The sequence below is a fragment of the Paenarthrobacter ureafaciens genome, assembly GCF_004028095.1.
GTDB classification, from domain to species: Bacteria; Actinomycetota; Actinomycetes; order Actinomycetales; family Micrococcaceae; genus Arthrobacter; species Arthrobacter ureafaciens.
Map to the genome: position 1 here is coordinate 1894900 of NZ_SBHM01000007.1, position 17406 is coordinate 1912305.

Sequence of the window (17406 nt, forward strand, 5' to 3'; positions counted from 1 at the left end):
AGCTTTTGCTTCCACACCGATGGCTTTGTCAGCGGACCTCTTTGTTACTGGGCTTCCTGGTTACCGGGCTTCGAGGTCCTCAAGGGTCTTGCCCTTGGTATCGGCGGAAAGCATCGTGGCGACGGCGGCAACAGCGCAGATGCCCAGTGTGGTCAATCCGATGACCATGGGGATGTTGCTGGAACCCGGAGGGGCGATTGCGGTGAAGAGGCTCGGGAAGAACGAGGCAATCATGAGTCCGATGTTCTGGGAGACAGCGAAACCAGTGACACGGATCCGCATGGGGAACTGCTCCTGGAAGAACGTGGCGAACGTGCCGTTCCACATCTGGAAGAAGATGCCCTGGACAATAACGACGCAAACGAAGACCAGCGGCAGGCTGCCCAGCTGGATCGCATACAGGTAGCCCATGGTGAGCAGGCCGCCCGCGAGTCCGCCGGCAACCATGAGGGTTCGGCGGCCGATGCGGTCGGACAGTGCGCCGAAGAGCGGAATGGTGACGACGGCGGCGACGTTGGCGGCCAGGGTGACCCACAGGAACTCGCTGCTGGAGAACCCGATGCCGTAGCCCTTTTGCGTTGCGTAGGAGACACCGAAGATGAGGGTTGCCATGCCGATCACGTTGGTAAAGGTCATCGCGATGCATCGGACCAGTACCCACGGGTGCGTGCGGAGCAGGTCAACCAACGGGAAGCGGCGCTTGGCTGTCGCGTCGCCTGACTGCGCCACGTAGGCGGGAGGCTCCTGCACGCGGCGGCGAATGACGTAGCCCGCCACGATCACTAAGGCGCTCAGAAGGAACGGCAGGCGCCAACCCCAGGAGTGGAACTGCTCTTCGGGAAGCAAGGCAGCCAGCGGAATCAGGACTGCCGTGGCAAGGATGGAGCCCACCTGGGTGCCTTGGAGGCTGAAGCTGGCGAAGAAGCCGCGTTTCCCATCAGGGGAGTGCTCCACAATCATGGCGCTTGCGCCGCCGAGTTCGCCGGCTACCGCGAAGCCCTGGATGAGGCGCAGGATCACCAGCAGCAGCGGCGCAAGGAGTCCAACCTGTCCATAGGTGGGAAGCAGGCCCACGGCGAAGGTCGCGAAGCCCATGAGCAGCATGGCGAAGACCAGAACCTTCTTGCGCCCTTGCTTGTCGCCATAAGCGCCCAGGACTACGGCTCCGAGCGGCCGTGAAACATAGCCGACGGCGTAGGTGGCAAGGGAGGCGATGATGCCCACGGTCGGGTTCTCCGTGGGGAAGAAGATGGTGGGGAAGAGGAGTGTGGCTGCCAGGGAGTACAAGGCGAAGTCGTAGTACTCCAGGGCGCTTCCGATCCAACCGCTCATCGCGGCCTTCTTGGGATCTTTCCGGCCCGGGGTGGTGTCGATCGGGGTGTCTCCCGGGGTGGGAATTGTTTCCCTTCGGTGCATGACGCTCACGTGGATCTCCTTAGTCGTCATTGGCAAGGATGCTGCGGTTGAATCGATTCATAAATCATAGTTCGTGATCTGCGTTACGTCAAAAGGTGGACTCCCGGCAACCGGCCCCCCGGATTCCGTGTAACCTCGTTAAACCGGATAAACCTTGATTCGCGAAATACACGGCTAGCTAGGAAAGTGGACATGGACCCGCGAAGTGTTTTTCAGGAAGACTGGTTCGACCTTGGAAACCAGAAGGTGACGGGCGCGCATGCGGTGGCCTCCCTTCATGACCTTCAGCGCGCCATTAATGAATGGCGTCGTCGCAATCGCTCGCAGAGCGGCGTTGGAGATACGGACATCGTTGCCCTCCAGATCGTCTTCGACGCCGAAAAGGAGGGGCTGGCTGTCAGCCCCCGCGACTTGAGTGAGCGTCTGGGCATTACGTCTGCGGCCACCACTATGCTGATCGACCGGCTTGAAGCCTCGGGCCACATTCGACGCGAAAGGCATCCGAGTGATCGCCGTTCGGTTATTCTGCGTCCGGTTTCCCTCGCTCTTGAGCCGTACCCCGCACTTGCTGCGTTGAGTGACCTCATAGCCGCTGAAGCTGACTCCCTGACCCCGGACGAGGCGGAGGCGGTTGCATCCTTCCTGGGCAGGCTCGCCGAAGGGGTGGGCAAGCTCGGCGTTGCGGAGCTTCGTAAATCCTGAATGGACACCCAGCTAAAAAAGCAATATAACTAGTTTATCGAGTTACTTTGCAGCTTAGCGAGATTGGGTGGTTGTTATGACAGCAGTACTGCATGGCCCCGGTGCGAACGAACGCCCAATGAATGAAGGTGGCGACGCCGTGGACGGTGTCATCGAACTGGTTTCCTTGGCGGAGCAAGCTGCCGAGGTGGAAACGTTGACGGAATCTTCGAACGTTTCCGGCGCGGAGCCTGCTGCCGAGGTCGGTTCCAGTCTGGTTCGCGAGGCGGGGCTGAGCCAAATGGCTGAGATGGGCCACGTCCCGGCGGCCGGAAGTCCCATGCACTGTGGAGCCGCAATGTCCCTCTCGGTGTCGCCCGGGCCCGTCACGAGCGGTCGCTCCGATGGTGAGGTCTGGCCGGCTTGGGCGTGCTCCTGCGGTTTCCGGATGGACGCGGAGGCCAGTGATTTCGTGGGCAGCGTCTGGACGGCTGCTGCCCTGGTGGAGTCGCTGCAATGGGAGATGGACTCTGCAAAAGAGTCGCTGGGTCATGCGGTCCGGCAGGCCACCTTGGCCGGTGTTGAGGGCCGGGACCTCCAATTGGCTTCAGGCTTGACCGAACCTGACCTCAAGGAACTCCTGGGCTAGCAGGACTACAAGGATACTCGCCTATCCAATGGCGATTTCAGTTTGTTGCTTCTAGGATCAATGCTGTGGAAACCGACGAGCAGAATGAAGATTTCCAACGCCTTCATCAGTTGATTGACGGCAAGGAAGACCTCAAGGGTTTCTTGAATGGAACCACCAAGTACGCTGCACGGGCCCTAACGCGGGCCACTGGCGTGCAGGTCGAGTGCGCAGTGACGCTGCACCGCCGGAAGCGGGCAGCAACAATAGCCGGCAGCAGTGATGACGCCATCCTGCTTGACGGGATTGAACAGAGGCTCGACGACGGCCCGTGCATGGAGGCTTTGAGGACCGGTGTGCCTGTAGTGGTGATCGACGCGGCCACTGAGACTCGATGGCCGGAGTATGCGCGCAACCTGACTGTCGCCGGTGCACGCAGTGCGCTCGGCGTGCCGATGGAACTGGGCGATGATGCCTCCGCAGGACTGAATTTCTTCTCCGACGTCGCCGACCTCTTTACGGAGGGGATCATCGAAGAAGCGGTGACTTTCGCTGACATGGCGAGCCAGGCCTTGAGGTTGGCGCTGCGTATAGCTACAGCGGATCTTTTGGCGAAGGACTTGAAAGCAGCCATGGAGCGCAGGACGGTCATCGACCTCGCAACAGGCATCGTTATGTCACAAAACCGGTGTTCGCAGGAAGAAGCCTTTGCGGTGATGCTGCGGGCGTCCCAAAACCGCAACCAGAAGCTTCACGATGTTGCCCGCGACATGCTCCGCAGTCTCGCGGGCAACATCGAAGAAGCGAGGACGCACTTTGATGACTAGTGCTGCACCAGCCCGGCGAGCACATTCTTAGGCCGCTGCATCTCGCCGTGCTTGGCGCCAAGTACGATGACCCAGCCTGCAAAAGCGGGGATGGCCCACTGGAGCGCTTTCAGCTGTTTCTGGGCTGCCTTCAGCTCATCTGATGCATCCGGCCGCGGCTCGGTTGCGCCCCGGGCGCCCTCGTCGGCCAGTTTGTCAACCTTCTTGCCGAGGATGCCTGCGTAGAGTGTGACCGCGGCGCCGGCTACGGTGACCGCGGTCTTCAGGACCGTGTCCCCCGCCACGCTGTCCTGCTTGGCGATCCGTCCCTTGTTTTCCCAGGCAATCGCGAGGTCGGACAACAGGTGTGCGGAGAAGGCTGCGGTCTGGATGGGTGCCCACTTCATCCAGCCCTTGCTGGAAAGGCGTGTCCGTTCGGCGGGATCGGTGGCCTCGGCGGCGGCGCCGTTCAAGCCGATGGCTCCCATGAGGGATCCTCCGAACCATGCCGCTGCTGTCAGATCATGAATCGAGCGGGCCAAGAGATTTCCTGCCATGATGACCGTCCTTGCTTCCGTGGGAAAGATGCGGGTGTGCCGATCAACAGCACGCCAACATAGTAAGCAGACTTAGTACTTTCTTTCCAGCCCCCGAACCGCTCGCGTGATGAGAAACGCTGAAGCGTGAAATCCATCACTTCAAAGAATCACACTGCTAAGATATTTTGCACCAAGGCATTCTGTGAATGCGGCTCCGGGATTACCGCTGTGATGCCTTGCTTCATCTTCGAAGCCCTCGAAACTCTAAGGATGCCCATGGACACAACGAGAGAACACGTGATGCAGGATGAGGTCAAACCTAACTGGTGGGTACTTTGCCTAACATTTGCCGCTGTAGTGCTTGATGGATTCGATACTGTCGCGTTGGGGGTGTCCATCCCATCCATGTCAAAGGCGTGGGGGGTTGAGCCCGCCCATTTCACCCCGGCCCTGGCTCTAACCAGTGCGGGGGTTGCCATTGGCTATATGGCGGTGGGGCGCCTGGTGGCAAAACTGGGCACTCGCAATGTCATCTTTTCCGCCGTTGCGCTCTTCACGATTGGCTCGCTGTTGACAGCGTGGTCAGGTTCAATAGTGGAGCTGACGATCCTCCGATTCCTGACAGGCCTGGGGTTGGGTGCGGTGCTGCCCGCGGCTGTATCACATGCCACCGCCACCAATCCATTGCGTTTGCGCCAATCGATCGCGGTGGTGGTGATGACGGGTATTTCGTTTGGGGCCCTGATCGCCGGCCTCGCAGGTGGCGTGGTTATCAGTGCGCTCGGGTGGGGGTGGGTGTTCATCCTCGGAGCCATTGCTTCGGGTGTACTCCTGCCGTTTTTGTGGATCGGACTATCGGGCCGACATGAGTCGATCACGCCCGCAAATCATTCCGAGGCCAAGCATCACGCCGCAGTGTCCCGCCTTTTCGATAAACCCGTACGGAGCAAGACGCTTCTGCTGTGGTCATTCTCATTCCTGATATTCGCTGTTTACTACGTGTTCTCATCGTGGCTGCCCACGCTGCTCACCAGCTACGGCTTTGGACCTGGCATGGCCCCGTTGGGATCGGCGGCCTTGGGTGTAGGTAGCATTGTGGGCGCCGGTGTGCTGCTTCTCGGATCACGTCGCCGCCGGATGACTTCAGTCTTGGCCTGCACTTCGGCCGCAGCTGTCGTGTTCCTGGTGATTTCCGCATTCCTCGGTCCGGACAAGGCGTTGTTGCTGATTGTTTTCGGTGGCGTCGGACTTGGGCTCCAAGCCGGCATGATCGGCCAGGCGGCTGTGGCGGTGACTCTATACCCTCAAGCAACTGTTACCGCGGGCGTGGGATGGGCAGCTTCCTTGGGCAGGCTCGGATCGGTGGTGGGTCCCATATTCGGCGGGATGCTCATTGGCCTTGGCGCAGACACCGGCACCAATGTTTTCTCTGTTTGCATACCCGTGCTCGTAGCACTGGCACTGGTGCTGATCCTGGGGAGAATAACGGCTGGAAGGAATGCGACCCCCGAAACGTCTCAGCTGGACAACGAACACCTCGCAGCCCCGCCTGGCAGGTAGTGGCTGCCAGGCCGGGAAGAGCAGTTGACACCGCGCAAACGGCGTAGCTTAGCTTTCCATCAGCCGCTTCATCTGCGCGCCGGCGTCGCTCCCCGGTGCCGGCGTGTAGACGACTATGTGCAGGTCAGGCCTGTCCGACGGCGAGACCTGGTGGTGCTCCATGTGCAGGACGCCGACGGCGGGGTGGTGAAACTGGCGCTCCCGGGATTCGAAGCCCAGAATGTCGTACCGGTCCCAGCTCTCCTGAAACTCCGGGCTGGCTTCCTTGAGCCGGCCAACCTGGTACGCGACATCCGGGTCGCCTAGGCGTTGCCCTGTTTCAGCCCTGAATTCTGCCAGGAACCGCTTGCTGGTGACGTCCCAATCGGGGAGAAGATCGCGGATGAAGGGGTCGGTGAAGACCAGCCACAGCAGGTTCCGGTCCGAGGCGTCAAACGTGCCGATATTGGGATACAGCGCCTCGTACGCCCGATTCCAGCCGGCAATTCCCCAATCCGGGGACAAAGCGTAGGAGGGGTTGGGGTCCAAGGCGTCCAAAAGGCGCTGCACATGGGCGGGAGCGTCGGCCGCGACGGGTCCCTTTGGCAGTGCAGAAGAATAGCCGCCCAAGGAAAGCACGTAGCTGAGTCCAGTGTTGGAGAGATGAAGGGCCCTCGCAATGGATTCAAGAACCTGCCGCGAGGGACTGATGTCCCGGCCCTGCTCCAGCCATGTGTACCAAGTAACACTGACGCCGGAGAGGAACGCGATCTCTTCCCGTCGAAGGCCGCGCTCGCGGGAACGCCCCACCGGCGGCAGGCCGTAGTCCGAACGAAGGGCTTGGTTGCGGCGGGTCCTGAGGAAGAGTCCCAGTTCCTTGCGCCTCTCGTCTTTCACGAACTCAACACTATTACTCTGGTACTTTCACTACTAGTAGCAGCACCGTCTTCCGCCGGTCCTGGAACAACAGCAGGATGGTAGACATGCCTGCACTTCGTTCAAAGACAGTTACCCATGGCCGCAATATGGCTGGAGCCCGCGCACTGCTGCGTGCCTCCGGCGTCGCCAACTCGGATATCGGAAAGCCGATCATCGCCGTGGCCAACTCCTTCACTGAGTTCGTTCCGGGTCACACCCACCTCGCCCCCGTGGGCCGCATCGTCTCTGATGCGATCCTCGCCGCCGGCGCAGTACCCCGCGAATTCAACACCATCGCCGTGGACGACGGCATCGCGATGGGCCACTCAGGCATGCTCTACTCCCTGCCGTCCCGCGACCTGATTGCCGACTCCGTGGAGTACATGGTCAACGCGCACTGCGCCGACGCCCTGGTCTGTATCTCCAACTGCGACAAGATCACCCCGGGTATGCTCATGGCAGCATTGCGCCTGAACATCCCTGTTGTCTTCGTGTCCGGTGGCCCCATGGAGGCCGGCCGCGTGACCCTGACCGACGGTTCCGTGCGCTCCCTGGACCTGGTGAACGCCATCGCCGACGCCGTTGATGAGTCCATCTCCGATGAAGACATCAACCTCATCGAGGAAAACGCCTGCCCCACGTGCGGCTCCTGCTCCGGTATGTTCACGGCCAACTCCATGAACTGCCTCGCCGAGGCAATCGGGCTTGCCTTGCCCGGCAACGGCTCCGTGCTCGCCACACACACAGCCCGCAAAGCCCTTTACGAGAAGGCCGGTGCCACGATCGTCGAGCTCGTGAAGCGCTATTACGACGGCGACGACGACTCTGTACTGCCGCGCAACATCGCCACCGCCGAGGCTTTTGACAACGCCATGGCCCTGGATATCTCCATGGGCGGCTCCACCAACACCATCCTCCACCTCCTGGCCGCAGCCCAGGAAGCGGGCGTGAACTACGGCCTGGCCGAGATGGATGCCAAGTCCCGCCAGGTGCCTTGCCTGGCCAAGGTGGCCCCGAACGTTGCCGGGAACAAGACCTATTACATGGAAGACGTCCACCGGGCCGGCGGCATCCCCGCTCTGCTGGGCGAGCTGAACCGCGGCGGTCTCCTGCACAAGAACGTGCACTCCGTACACTCCGCAGACCTGGATGGCTGGCTGGATGACTGGGACATCCGCGGCGGCAAGGCCACCGAGGAGGCAAAGGCGCTGTGGCACGCGGCGCCCGGTGGCGTACGCTCCTCCACGGCGTTCTCTCAGTCGAACGAATGGACCTCCCTGGACACTGACGCCGAGGGTGGCTGCATCCGCTCGGTGGAACACGCCTATTCCAAGGACGGCGGCCTGGCTGTGCTGCGCGGCAACATTGCCGTGGACGGCGCCGTCGTGAAGACCGCCGGCGTGGACGAGTCCATCTGGAAGTTCGAAGGACCGGCAATTGTCTGCGAGTCCCAGGACGAAGCAGTGGAGATGATCCTGAACAAGACGGTCAAGGAAGGCGACGTGGTGGTCATCCGCTACGAAGGCCCCCGCGGCGGTCCGGGCATGCAGGAAATGCTGTACCCGACGTCGTTCCTCAAGGGCCGTGGCCTCGGCAAGAAGTGCGCCCTCATCACCGACGGACGTTTCTCGGGCGGCACGTCCGGGCTGTCGATCGGCCACATCTCCCCGGAAGCCGCTTCCGGCGGCGACATCGCCTTGGTCGAGAACGGTGACATCATCAGCATCGATATCACGCAGCGCTCTTTGCAGCTGCAGGTGTCCGAGGAGATCCTCGCCGAACGCCGCGAAAAGCTGCTGGTCAACGGAGGCTTCAAGCCCAAGAACCGGGACCGCCAGGTATCCCCGGCCCTGCGTGCCTACGCCGCGATGGCTCTGTCCGCGGACAAGGGCGCAGTGCGCGACGTCTCGCTGGTGGAAAACCTCTAGCGGAATACCCGCGCCGCCCCACCCGTTGGCACTAACCATGAAAGCAATCACCTACAGCAAATACGGAAATCCGGATGTCCTCGAGATGACGGAACAGCCACAACCGAAGGTCGGGCCGGGAATGGCCCTGGTCAAGGTCAAGGCAGCTTCGGTCAATCCCGTGGACTGGAAGATCATGGCCGGTTACCTCGACGGTGTAATGGACCTCCAGTTCCCGGCGATTCCGGGGTGGGACGTAGCGGGCGTCGTCGAGTCGGTGGGAATTGATTCGCGGAAGTTCGCTCCGGGAGATGAAGTGATTGCGTACGGCCGGAAGGATTTTGTTCACGGCGGCAGCTTCGCCGAGTACATTGCCCTGCCCGAGCGGCTCCTGGCCCGCAAGCCGAAGTCCCTGGACTGGAACGAGTCCGCGGGGCTTCCGCTGGCCGGGTTGACGGCGTTCCAAGTGTTGCGGCGCTTGGAAGTGAAGGCCGGGGAGACCGTCCTGATCCACGGCGGCTCCGGTGGCGTTGGTTCCTTGGGCATCCAGATCGCCGCCTCCTGGGGTGCCAGGGTCATCGCTACTGCGTCGGAGAAGAACCACGGGTTCCTGCGGTCCTTGGGTGCCGAGCCGGTGGCTTACGGTGAAGGACTTGCCGGGCGGGTCCGGGCGCTGAGCCCGGACGGGGTGGACGTTGTTGCTGATTTCGCGGGTGGAAACCTCGAGGCGACTCTGCAGGTACTGGCCGACGGCGGACGACACGCCTCGATCGCGGACAGCGACGTCGAGGAGCACGGCGGTACGTGGATGTGGGTAAGCCCTGTGGGTGCCGACCTGCAGGAACTGGCCGACTTGGTTGATGACAAAAAGTTCCGCGTCGAGGTGGCCAAGGTCTTCGCCTTGGCAGAGGCCGCGGATGCTTTCAGGCTGAACATGGAAGGCCACACCCGCGGCAAAATCGTGCTTTCCGTGGACTGATTGCGGACCATTCCGGCAAAGTCCGGGTGTTTTGACTGCTGCAGGGCTGGGTACGGGACAACGTAAGCCGTACCCAGCCCAAGCTGCAGCAAGGGAGAACCAATGTCAGGCGCCAATCCGGATCCGTACGAAGAGAACATCACAGGCCTGGAGCCCGGCGGGGGAGTTCCTCCGGGAGAAACCCCGCCCGGGGAAGCCTCCACTGCCGGACCGCAGGGGCACGAGGAACACGGAACCAGGAAATCCACGCAGGTCTTCTGGATCGCCGTGATCGGCGTCGTGGTCCTGATGTCGTTGCTCTACTTCATTGGCTACATCGTGGGGTTCTTTGACTGATTGGATCACCCGCGCTCAGATTGGATTCCCGAACTCCTTGATGGTGATGCCGGAGAACGTCGCCGGGCCGCCGTCGGCGTAGAAGGAAATGCCCGTGTCGCCGTCGTCGAAGTGCACTTGTTGCGACAAAACCGTGTGGCCGGCATTGACGAATACCTCCACGCTTTGGGTGTCCACGAAGATGCGCAGATGCACAGACTTCGCGTTTGCATCGATCGGGGCGGCCGCCCGGGTGTAGGGGGCCAGCGAATAGCCGGCCAGGTCGGATGGAGCGCGGTCAACATATAGGTCACCGCCGTACTTGCCGATGTTGGTGTGCCGGGATCCGTCGGCGGACCGCCCCACTGACACCCCGACGTTCGCGGCGGTTTCCCACGCAATGTCCAGCTCCAGCTCGTAGGCGCGCCCGTTCCACGGCACTACGAAGCTGCCGTTGACGGTGTGGTCCGGAATGCTCGTGGTGCCGGTAACATAGCCGCTCAGCGAAGAGACGGGACTGCTAAGGAGGGCGTACCAGCCTCCGCCCTGGCGTTCCAAAGTAAGCTCCCGGGTGATGGAGTTCTGGCCGTTGTAGCCGTCAGTGGCGTCCGTGGGAACATCGCGCGCGGCGTACTTCCAGTTGTTCATCCACGCTGTGGCGAGCCGTTTGGTTTCCGGCGCATCCAAGGATGGCCAAGTCACTGCCGCGTACCAGTCCCAGCCCCAGTCAAGCCACTGCGGGGTCAGATCGTCCGCCAGGAATTCCGTGCCGTTCCAGTTGCCTGTCCAGTATGCGTAGGTCATGGGCAGCCCGATGCTGTAGGCGTCCATACTGGCCGCGAAAATCCAATGCCGGGTGCCGTCGTCGGCGGTCATCTCGAAGAGGTCCGGACATTCGATGCCCCCGAGTGCGTGGTTCGGGTAATCGAAGTTGGACCGCCACTGCCAATCACGGAGATTCGCGGAGGTGTAGAACGCGGCGTACCGTGCCCGGCCAATTACGCACACCCATTCCCCGCGCGCGGCATCCCAGTGGATCTTTGGATCACGGAACCATTCGGCGTTTTCGATCTCCGCCGCAGTGACGGCCGTCCGGCCGTCGGTGTTGACGATCACGGGATCCTGCAGGGAAGTGAACGTATACCCGCCGTCGACCGACCAGTAGAGGTACTGCTCCTGGTACTTGCGGATGCCCTCGGTCGGCTTGGTGGCCAGTACGACGACGGCTCCCGCACCAAAGCCTGCCGTGTTGGCTGAGTCGATCACGGCGGAACCGGACCATACGGGAAAATTCGGTGTCAGCGGGAGCACGGTTCCGTGGTGGGTGAACGAAACACCGTCCGTGGTGGTCGCGTGGTCCCAGCCACCCTGGCCGTTGTTGATATCCGAGTGCAGGTAGTAGAGCTGGTACGCGCCGTTGGTGTAGACGGGTCTTTGCGGATCACACAGCCATCCTGAGGGCGGCGTCATGTGGTAAACGGCCCGCAACGACGGTGAAGCGTGCGAGGCTCCAACGGCAGTGCCGGACATCAGGAGCGCCAAAGCGCCGGCACCGGTTCCTTGCAGGACTGCCCGTCGTGAGAATTCGAGGGTCATGAAGTGGTTCCTCTCAAGCATTCATTGGTTGAGACCGCGGTGGTGGCTGCACAAAAACGGCAGCGGAAGGCGTCAAAGGACGCGGCGGATGGAAGGGACACTAACCTCATCCGCGAGGGATGGTCAAGCGTTTTAGCGCAATTATTATTTTTCTTGCTAAAACGCTTGACCAACGGAGCTCCGCAGAGCTACCTTCATCGTGATCAAACGCTTTAGCAGAATGTAGGTCAGCGCAGATGAAACGCTCAGTGTTCTTCCAACCCGAAGGTGCGTGGGTAGGGGACCTTATCCCTTTCGAGAAAGACGGAGAGTTCTGGCTCTTCTACCTCCACGAGGAGCGGGTTACCCCCAAACCGGGTACGTCCTGGCACCTGGTCACCACCAAGGACCTCACCCAGTTCGAGTATCACGGTGCTGCGCTGCAGCACGGCAGCACGCAGGAGCCGGACTTCAACGCCTACACGGGCAGCGTGGTGGTTGACGACGACGGCACCCACCACCTCTTCTACACAGGCCAGAACCCGCACCGGCTGGGTCCGGACGGGCTGCCGCTCCAGCTGGTCATGCGCGCAACCAGCAGCGACGGGATGCGCACCTGGACCAAGCACCCGGAGGATACGTTCGGCGCTCCGGAAGGGTACGAATCCGGCGATTGGCGCGATCCCTTCGTCTTCCGGGACGAGTCCGATCCGGCGCGGCCTGTGTGGCGCATGCTGGTCGCCGCCCGGCACGCAACCGGTCCGGACCGCCGTCGTGGAGTGATTGCCCAATGCGTTTCCACTGACCTGGTGACCTGGGAGTACACCGATCCGTTCTGGGATCCCCGACGCTACATCACCCACGAATGCCCGGACGTCTTCCAGTGGGGTGACTGGTGGTACCTGGTGTACTCCGAGTTCTCGGAGTCCTTCACTACCCGCTACCGCATGGCCAAGAGCCCGGACGGACCCTGGGAAGTTCCGGCCCTGGACAGCATCGATGGGCGCGCGTTCTACGCCTCCAAGAGCGCTTGCCGCGACGGCCGCCGCTTCTTCTTCGGATGGATCGCCAGCAAGGAAGGAAACCGCGACGACGGTCCGTGGCAGTGGGCGGGCACCATGTCCGTCCTGGAAGCCCGCCAAAACCCGGACGGGACGCTCGGCTTCGGGTTCGCCGATGAACTGGTGGACAGTTTCTGGGTAGAAGTCCCGGTATCGCTGGCCGAGGCACTTCCGGCTGAATTGAGTGCGCCTGACAGCTACTCCGCGATCATTTCCACGGCGGACCTGCCCTCCCGTTTCTACGCCAAAGCAGTCCTGGACATCGCCCCCGACACCACCGAATGCGGGCTCCTGCTCCGTTCCAGCGACGACGGCGACGCGTCCTATGTTCTCCGGCTGGAGCCGCGGCGCGGGCGCCTCGTCTTCGACCGCTGGCCGCGCGAGCTGACCGGCGACGCGCAGTGGCACGTCTCCGGCGACGTCCCTTACGACGTCGAGCTGGAACGGCCCTGCCACCTCGCCCCGGGCGAGCACACGCTCGAGGTGATAGTCGACGGCGACCTGTGCGTCGCCGTCGTCGACCGCCAGGTGGCGCTGAGCGCAAGGATCTATGACCGCCCCAGCGGGCGCATCGGAATTTTTGCCGGTGAAGGTTCCGCCACCGTCGTCGAATTCGACGTCCGCCAACGGACTGACAACTGATTCACATCCCCGTCCCATACCCAACGAGTCAAGGGAGACAAATCCCCATGAAGAAGCTATTCCGCGCCGCGGCGGTCGCTGCTGCAGCAGCTCTGGCACTGACGGCCTGCGCAGGGGGAGGCGGCGCCGGCAACCCCACCGACGTGAGCCCCACCGGCGAGGTCAAACCCCGGGAAATCTCCTGGCTGCTGTCCAGGCCCGCCGACGGCGCAGTCATCAACATCATGAAGAAACTGGCCGATGACTACGCCAAGGACCACCCCGGGTTCTCCTTGAACCTCATCACCACCCCGGACCGCCCTTCCTACATCCAAAAACTCGAGACCCTGGCCGCAGCCAACAAGCTTCCGGAACTGTTCGACACCGATGCCACCCCGTTCGCGCAGCAGTTGGCCAAGCAGGGCAAGATGCTTGACGCTGACAAGCTGCTCAAATCCCTGGACCTCTACGACGATTACCGTCCGGGAGCCTTGGACTACCAACGCTTCGACGACGGTTCGCTGTACATGATTCCGTTCCAGTTCGAGCTCGAATTCATCTGGTACAACAAAGCCCTGCTGGAGAAAGCAGGAGTTTCCGTGCCGACGTCGCTCGACGACATTCCGGCCATGTGCACGGCACTGCGGAACGCCGGGATCACCCCGATCGCTATCGACGGGCAGGACCAGTGGCCGCTGGAGAGGTACGTGGCCTACCAGCCCTTCCGGGAGGCCGGCCCCGACTTCGTGCAGAAGCTCAAGAAGGGCGAAGCCAAGTTCAGCGATCCCGCCGGGCAGAAAGCCGTGAACTGGATGTCCGGGCTGGGCAAGGCCAAATGCTTCCAGGACGGCTTCTCAGCCCAAGGCTACTCAGACGCGCAAAACCAGTTCACGTCCGGGCAGGCTGCCATGTACAACATCGGCACGTGGGAGCTTCCCAGCCTGGCAACCGACAAACTGAACCCCGCCGTGCGGAACGACATCGACTTCTTCACACTGCCCACCACCGCGAATTCCGTGACGGCCGCCAATGAGTATGTTTCCCCCTCCGGCATCGGCATGGCCGTGAACTCCAAGACCTACGATCCGCTGGTCAGCGACTTCCTGAAATTCGCCCTGCAGAAGTACCCGGCGGAATACGCAGCCACCGGCGCACTGTCACCCACCACCAACGTGGAAACCACCGTCCCGGCCAACGCCACGCCGTTGTACAAGAAGGCCTTGGACGCTGCCAGTGACCTGGGGTCGAAGCAGGCCATGCCGTGGGACACGCAGCTGGACCCAACCACCAACGGAAGGCTCCAGCAGGAACTCGTGCTCCTGGTGCAAGGGAACATCACGCCCGAGCAGTTCACCAGCACCATGGACCAGACCATCGCGCAGAACGCGCCGAAGTTCTTCAAGTAAGCAGTTCTGCACATAGATCCCAGCGGCGGGGGACCGGCCGGTTCCCCGCCCGAAAGGCCACACCATGCTTCCCAACAGGTCCAAGACCTCAGTCCTGGTCTTCCTGCTTCCGCCGTTGCTTCTCTACGGCGCGGCAGTGCTCTTCCCGATCCTCCAGTCCCTGTTCCTGAGCTTCTTCTCCTGGAACGGCATCAGCGACATGGAGTTCGTGGGTCTCGAAAACTACATCCGGATGCTGACGGCGGACGACATTTTCTGGCGGTCCTTCGGGAACGCACTGATCTACCTGGCCATCTGCCTGGTGCTCCAGCTCGGCGGAGCGCTGGTCGTGGCGAGCCTGCTGCTGTCACTGACGCGGGGCAGGGAACTCATCAAGACGCTCTACCTTCTCCCTGCCGTCATCTCCACCGTGGCCATCGCCTTCCTCTTTGTCCGTATCTACTCGATCGATCCGGTCGGCCTGCTAAATCAGCTGTTGCACTGGATCGGGCTGGGCAGCCTGGAAAAGGCATGGTTGTCCGACGTGAACACCGTCCTGGCCGCAGTTTCTGCCCCGGAAGGGTGGCGGTTCACGGGCCTCTACATGCTGATCATCTACGCGGCCTTGATTGCCGTCCCCAAGGAGCTCGAGGAAGCCGCGGTCCTGGACGGGGCCTCGCGGTGGACTCTCTTCACCAAGATCCGCTTCCCGTACATCCGTCCGGTGTGGATCACCACCACCATCATGGCCACCACCTACGGGCTGCGCGGCTTCGACATTCCCTACCTCATGACCAACGGCGGCCCCGGCCAATCGTCCGAGCTGCTGACCACCTACATGTACAAGACCGCCTTCACCAGTACCGACTTCGGCTATGCCAGCACCATCTCGGTATTCATCGTGATCGAGTGCCTGGTGGCCGTCGGCCTCATTCTGTTCATGCTCAAGCGGAAGGCTGACTCATGATCGCCCAGACAGCACCTGCCTCCCGACCGACGGCCACCAAACCGCCGTCGCCGGTTCCAACACGACGGCGGCGCAAGCCGAACCTGTACCGGACGCTCTCCCGGGTGCTGATCATGCTGATCGTGATCGTCCAGGTTTACCCACTGGCCTGGCTGTTCCTTACCAGTTTGCGGACCGAGCACGACTTCGCGACGGGCGATCCGTTCGCCTTGCCGGGCGCGCTGACCTGGGACAACTATGCCCGGGCGTTCCAGACCGGAGACCTTGGCAGGAACATCCTCAACAGCTTCATCGTGACCATGGGCGCCAACGTGCTGATCGTTCTCTTCGGCATGATGGCCGCCTATGCCATCCAGGTCCTCGGATTCAGGTTCAGCAGCTTCGTCCGCGGCCTGTTCCTGATCGGCATCATCGTCCCGGTACAGATCGCTTTGGTTCCGTTGTTCATTGATTACTCAGCGGTGAACCTGCTGGATACGTACCAGTCGATGATTATTCCGCTGGCCGGGTTTGCCCTGCCGATGTCCATTTACCTGTTTTCCTCCTTCTTCGAATACATCCCGCGCGAAACCTATGAGGCTGCGTCCCTCGACGGCGCCGGGCCGTACCGGATCTTCGGCCTCATCACGTTGCCGTTGTCCTTGAACACAGTGGTTACGGTGGTGCTGGTCAACAGCATCTTCATTTGGAACGACTTCATCTTCGCCAACACGTTCGTCCTCTCCGAAGAGCTGAAGACCATCCCACTCGGTCTGCAGAACTACATCGGCGCCATGGGCAAGGTGGACTGGACCGCCACCTTCGCCGCTGTCTGCGTCACCATCACGCCGCTGCTCCTGGTGTTCCTCGTCCTGAACAAAGCCATGATCCAGGGCTTGGAGAGCGGGGCGAACAAGGGATGACGCCTGCAATGCATGGATATACTCCTGATGGAGGGCAGATGATTTCGCAGGAGAAAGATCCAGGCACGCCGGCAACCCCCGACGCTCCTGTCGGAACCAGCCGCGCACATCCGGTGACCCTCCGCGAAGTAGCAGAAGCTGCAGGCGTTTCCACCGCCACGGTCTCCCTGGTCATCAACAAAAAGAAGAACGCCCGCATCGCGGAGGAAACCCGGGAACGCGTCAAAACGGCCATCCGCACCCTTGGTTACCGCCCCAATGCCATGGCCAAGACCCTGGTGAGCGGAACCTCGAAGTTCATCGGACTGGTGGCCGATGGTGTCGCCACCACGCCCTTCGCCGGACAAATCATCCACGGAGCACAGGACGAGGCCTGGAAACACGGTTACGCCCTGTTGATCGCCAACACCGAGGGCAACCTCGACCTCGAGAACGACGCCATCAACATGATGCTGGAGTACAAGGTCCGCGGCATCCTGTACTCCACCTGGTTCCACCGGACCACCGACATTCCGGAGACGCTCCGCGAAGCAGACTTCGTGCTTGTCAACTGCTTCTCGCCCGTGCCCGGCGCGGCACGGGCAGTGGTGCCTGACGAAGCCCAGGGCGGACAATCGGCCACCGAAATCCTCATCCGTGGTGGACACCGGCGCATCGCCTTCATCAACGCCACCACTCCGGCCCCGGCCAGGGACGGGCGGTTGGAGGGCTACAGGGCTGCGTTGGAAGCGGCCGGAATCGCCTTCGATCCTGACCTCGTCCTTGAGGCGTACCCGGACCAGGAAGGCGGCTACGGCGCCACGGCGGAACTGCTGAAACGCGGCGTCTCCGCCGTCTACTGCTACAACGACCGCATGGCCATGGGTCTCTACGACGGCCTCCGGGAGCAAGGACTGTCCATTCCGGACGACATCGCCGTAGTGGGCTTCGACAACCAGGAAGTCATCGCCGCCCACCTCCGGCCACCGCTCTCCACCGTATCCTTGCCGCATTATGAACTCGGCGCGGCGGGCGTGCGGCTCCTGCTCGGCCTGGATGAAGCGCCGGTGGACTCAGCCCTCAAAATCGAATGCCCTGCGATCGAACGCGCCTCGGTGGCCGTGCCGTCGAAGGCTTAGTCCCGCCAGCCACAGGTTCACAACGCACGACGGCGGCTGGTCACCCAAG

General features: G+C 62.0%; 16 protein-coding genes. 12 read left to right on the plus strand and 4 right to left on the minus strand.

Annotated features, from left to right (window positions below; all coding sequences use genetic code 11):
- Positions 1–60: 60 nt before the first annotated feature.
- Positions 61–1425 carry an MFS transporter gene (locus tag AUR_RS13185; RefSeq protein ID WP_021471705.1) on the minus strand — a complete coding sequence of 455 codons (1365 nt, stop codon included), beginning with the start codon at positions 1423–1425 and terminating at the stop codon, positions 61–63.
- 183 nt (positions 1426–1608) lie between these two features.
- On the opposite strand from AUR_RS13185, the gene AUR_RS13190 reads away from it, so the two are divergent.
- The 3 genes from AUR_RS13190 to AUR_RS13200 all read left to right on the plus strand — a co-directional run bounded on the left by AUR_RS13190 (position 1609) and on the right by AUR_RS13200 (position 3552).
- Positions 1609–2118 carry a MarR family winged helix-turn-helix transcriptional regulator gene (locus AUR_RS13190; RefSeq protein WP_021471704.1) on the plus strand — a complete coding sequence of 170 codons (510 nt, stop codon included), beginning with the start codon at positions 1609–1611 and terminating at the stop codon, positions 2116–2118.
- A gap of 118 nt (positions 2119–2236) precedes the next feature.
- Positions 2237–2746: a hypothetical protein gene (locus AUR_RS13195; protein WP_021471703.1), complete on the plus strand. Its 510-nt coding sequence runs from the start codon at positions 2237–2239 to the stop codon at positions 2744–2746.
- Positions 2747–2811: 65 nt separating this feature from the next.
- Complete coding sequence (locus tag AUR_RS13200; RefSeq protein WP_062095025.1) at positions 2812–3552, plus strand: GAF and ANTAR domain-containing protein; 741 nt, start codon at positions 2812–2814, stop codon at positions 3550–3552.
- Here AUR_RS13200 and AUR_RS13205 read toward each other — a convergent pair.
- Positions 3549–4088, minus strand: coding sequence for a hypothetical protein (locus tag AUR_RS13205; RefSeq protein WP_031216292.1), 540 nt, complete (start codon positions 4086–4088; stop codon positions 3549–3551). The genes AUR_RS13200 and AUR_RS13205 overlap by 4 nt on opposite strands.
- A gap of 126 nt (positions 4089–4214) precedes the next feature.
- On the opposite strand from AUR_RS13205, the gene AUR_RS13210 reads away from it, so the two are divergent.
- Positions 4215–5630 carry an MFS transporter gene (locus AUR_RS13210; protein ID WP_241650922.1) on the plus strand — a complete coding sequence of 472 codons (1416 nt, stop codon included), beginning with the start codon at positions 4215–4217 and terminating at the stop codon, positions 5628–5630.
- Between the two features lie 48 nt (positions 5631–5678).
- Here AUR_RS13210 and AUR_RS13215 read toward each other — a convergent pair whose 3' ends face one another.
- Positions 5679–6506, minus strand: a complete 828-nt coding sequence (locus tag AUR_RS13215; RefSeq protein WP_062095027.1) for a helix-turn-helix transcriptional regulator — start codon at positions 6504–6506, stop codon at positions 5679–5681.
- Between the two features lie 86 nt (positions 6507–6592).
- Here AUR_RS13215 and ilvD point away from each other — a divergent pair, with 86 nt between their 5' ends.
- The 3 genes from ilvD to AUR_RS13230 all read left to right on the plus strand — a co-directional run bounded on the left by ilvD (position 6593) and on the right by AUR_RS13230 (position 9749).
- Positions 6593–8455 (plus strand): dihydroxy-acid dehydratase, encoded by a 1863-nt coding sequence (ilvD, locus tag AUR_RS13220; protein ID WP_021471698.1) that lies wholly within the window; start codon positions 6593–6595, stop codon positions 8453–8455.
- Positions 8456–8492: 37 nt separating this feature from the next.
- Entirely contained in the window at positions 8493–9413 is a 921-nt protein-coding gene (locus AUR_RS13225; protein ID WP_062095029.1) for an NADP-dependent oxidoreductase, read from the plus strand.
- A 102-nt stretch (positions 9414–9515) separates the two neighbouring features.
- Positions 9516–9749, plus strand: coding sequence for a DUF6480 family protein (locus tag AUR_RS13230; RefSeq protein WP_021471696.1), 234 nt, complete (start codon positions 9516–9518; stop codon positions 9747–9749).
- Positions 9750–9764: 15 nt separating this feature from the next.
- Here AUR_RS13230 and AUR_RS13235 read toward each other — a convergent pair whose 3' ends face one another.
- Entirely contained in the window at positions 9765–11324 is a 1560-nt protein-coding gene (locus AUR_RS13235; protein WP_062095031.1) for a glycoside hydrolase family 32 protein, read from the minus strand.
- 236 nt (positions 11325–11560) lie between these two features.
- On the opposite strand from AUR_RS13235, the gene AUR_RS13240 reads away from it, so the two are divergent.
- The 5 genes from AUR_RS13240 to AUR_RS13260 all read left to right on the plus strand — a co-directional run bounded on the left by AUR_RS13240 (position 11561) and on the right by AUR_RS13260 (position 17357).
- The gene (locus AUR_RS13240) at positions 11561–13006 is read left to right on the plus strand and encodes a glycoside hydrolase family protein (RefSeq protein ID WP_021471694.1); all 1446 of its coding nucleotides are present in this window, start codon (positions 11561–11563) and stop codon (positions 13004–13006) included.
- 47 nt (positions 13007–13053) lie between these two features.
- Positions 13054–14391, plus strand: coding sequence for an ABC transporter substrate-binding protein (locus AUR_RS13245; protein ID WP_069696298.1), 1338 nt, complete (start codon positions 13054–13056; stop codon positions 14389–14391).
- Between the two features lie 64 nt (positions 14392–14455).
- Positions 14456–15337 carry a carbohydrate ABC transporter permease gene (locus AUR_RS13250; RefSeq protein ID WP_021471692.1) on the plus strand — a complete coding sequence of 294 codons (882 nt, stop codon included), beginning with the start codon at positions 14456–14458 and terminating at the stop codon, positions 15335–15337.
- Positions 15334–16239: a carbohydrate ABC transporter permease gene (locus AUR_RS13255; protein ID WP_062095035.1), complete on the plus strand. Its 906-nt coding sequence runs from the start codon at positions 15334–15336 to the stop codon at positions 16237–16239. The genes AUR_RS13250 and AUR_RS13255 overlap by 4 nt, the downstream gene beginning before the upstream one ends.
- A gap of 38 nt (positions 16240–16277) precedes the next feature.
- Positions 16278–17357 (plus strand): LacI family DNA-binding transcriptional regulator, encoded by a 1080-nt coding sequence (locus tag AUR_RS13260; RefSeq protein ID WP_082694485.1) that lies wholly within the window; start codon positions 16278–16280, stop codon positions 17355–17357.
- Positions 17358–17406: the final 49 nt, after the last annotated feature.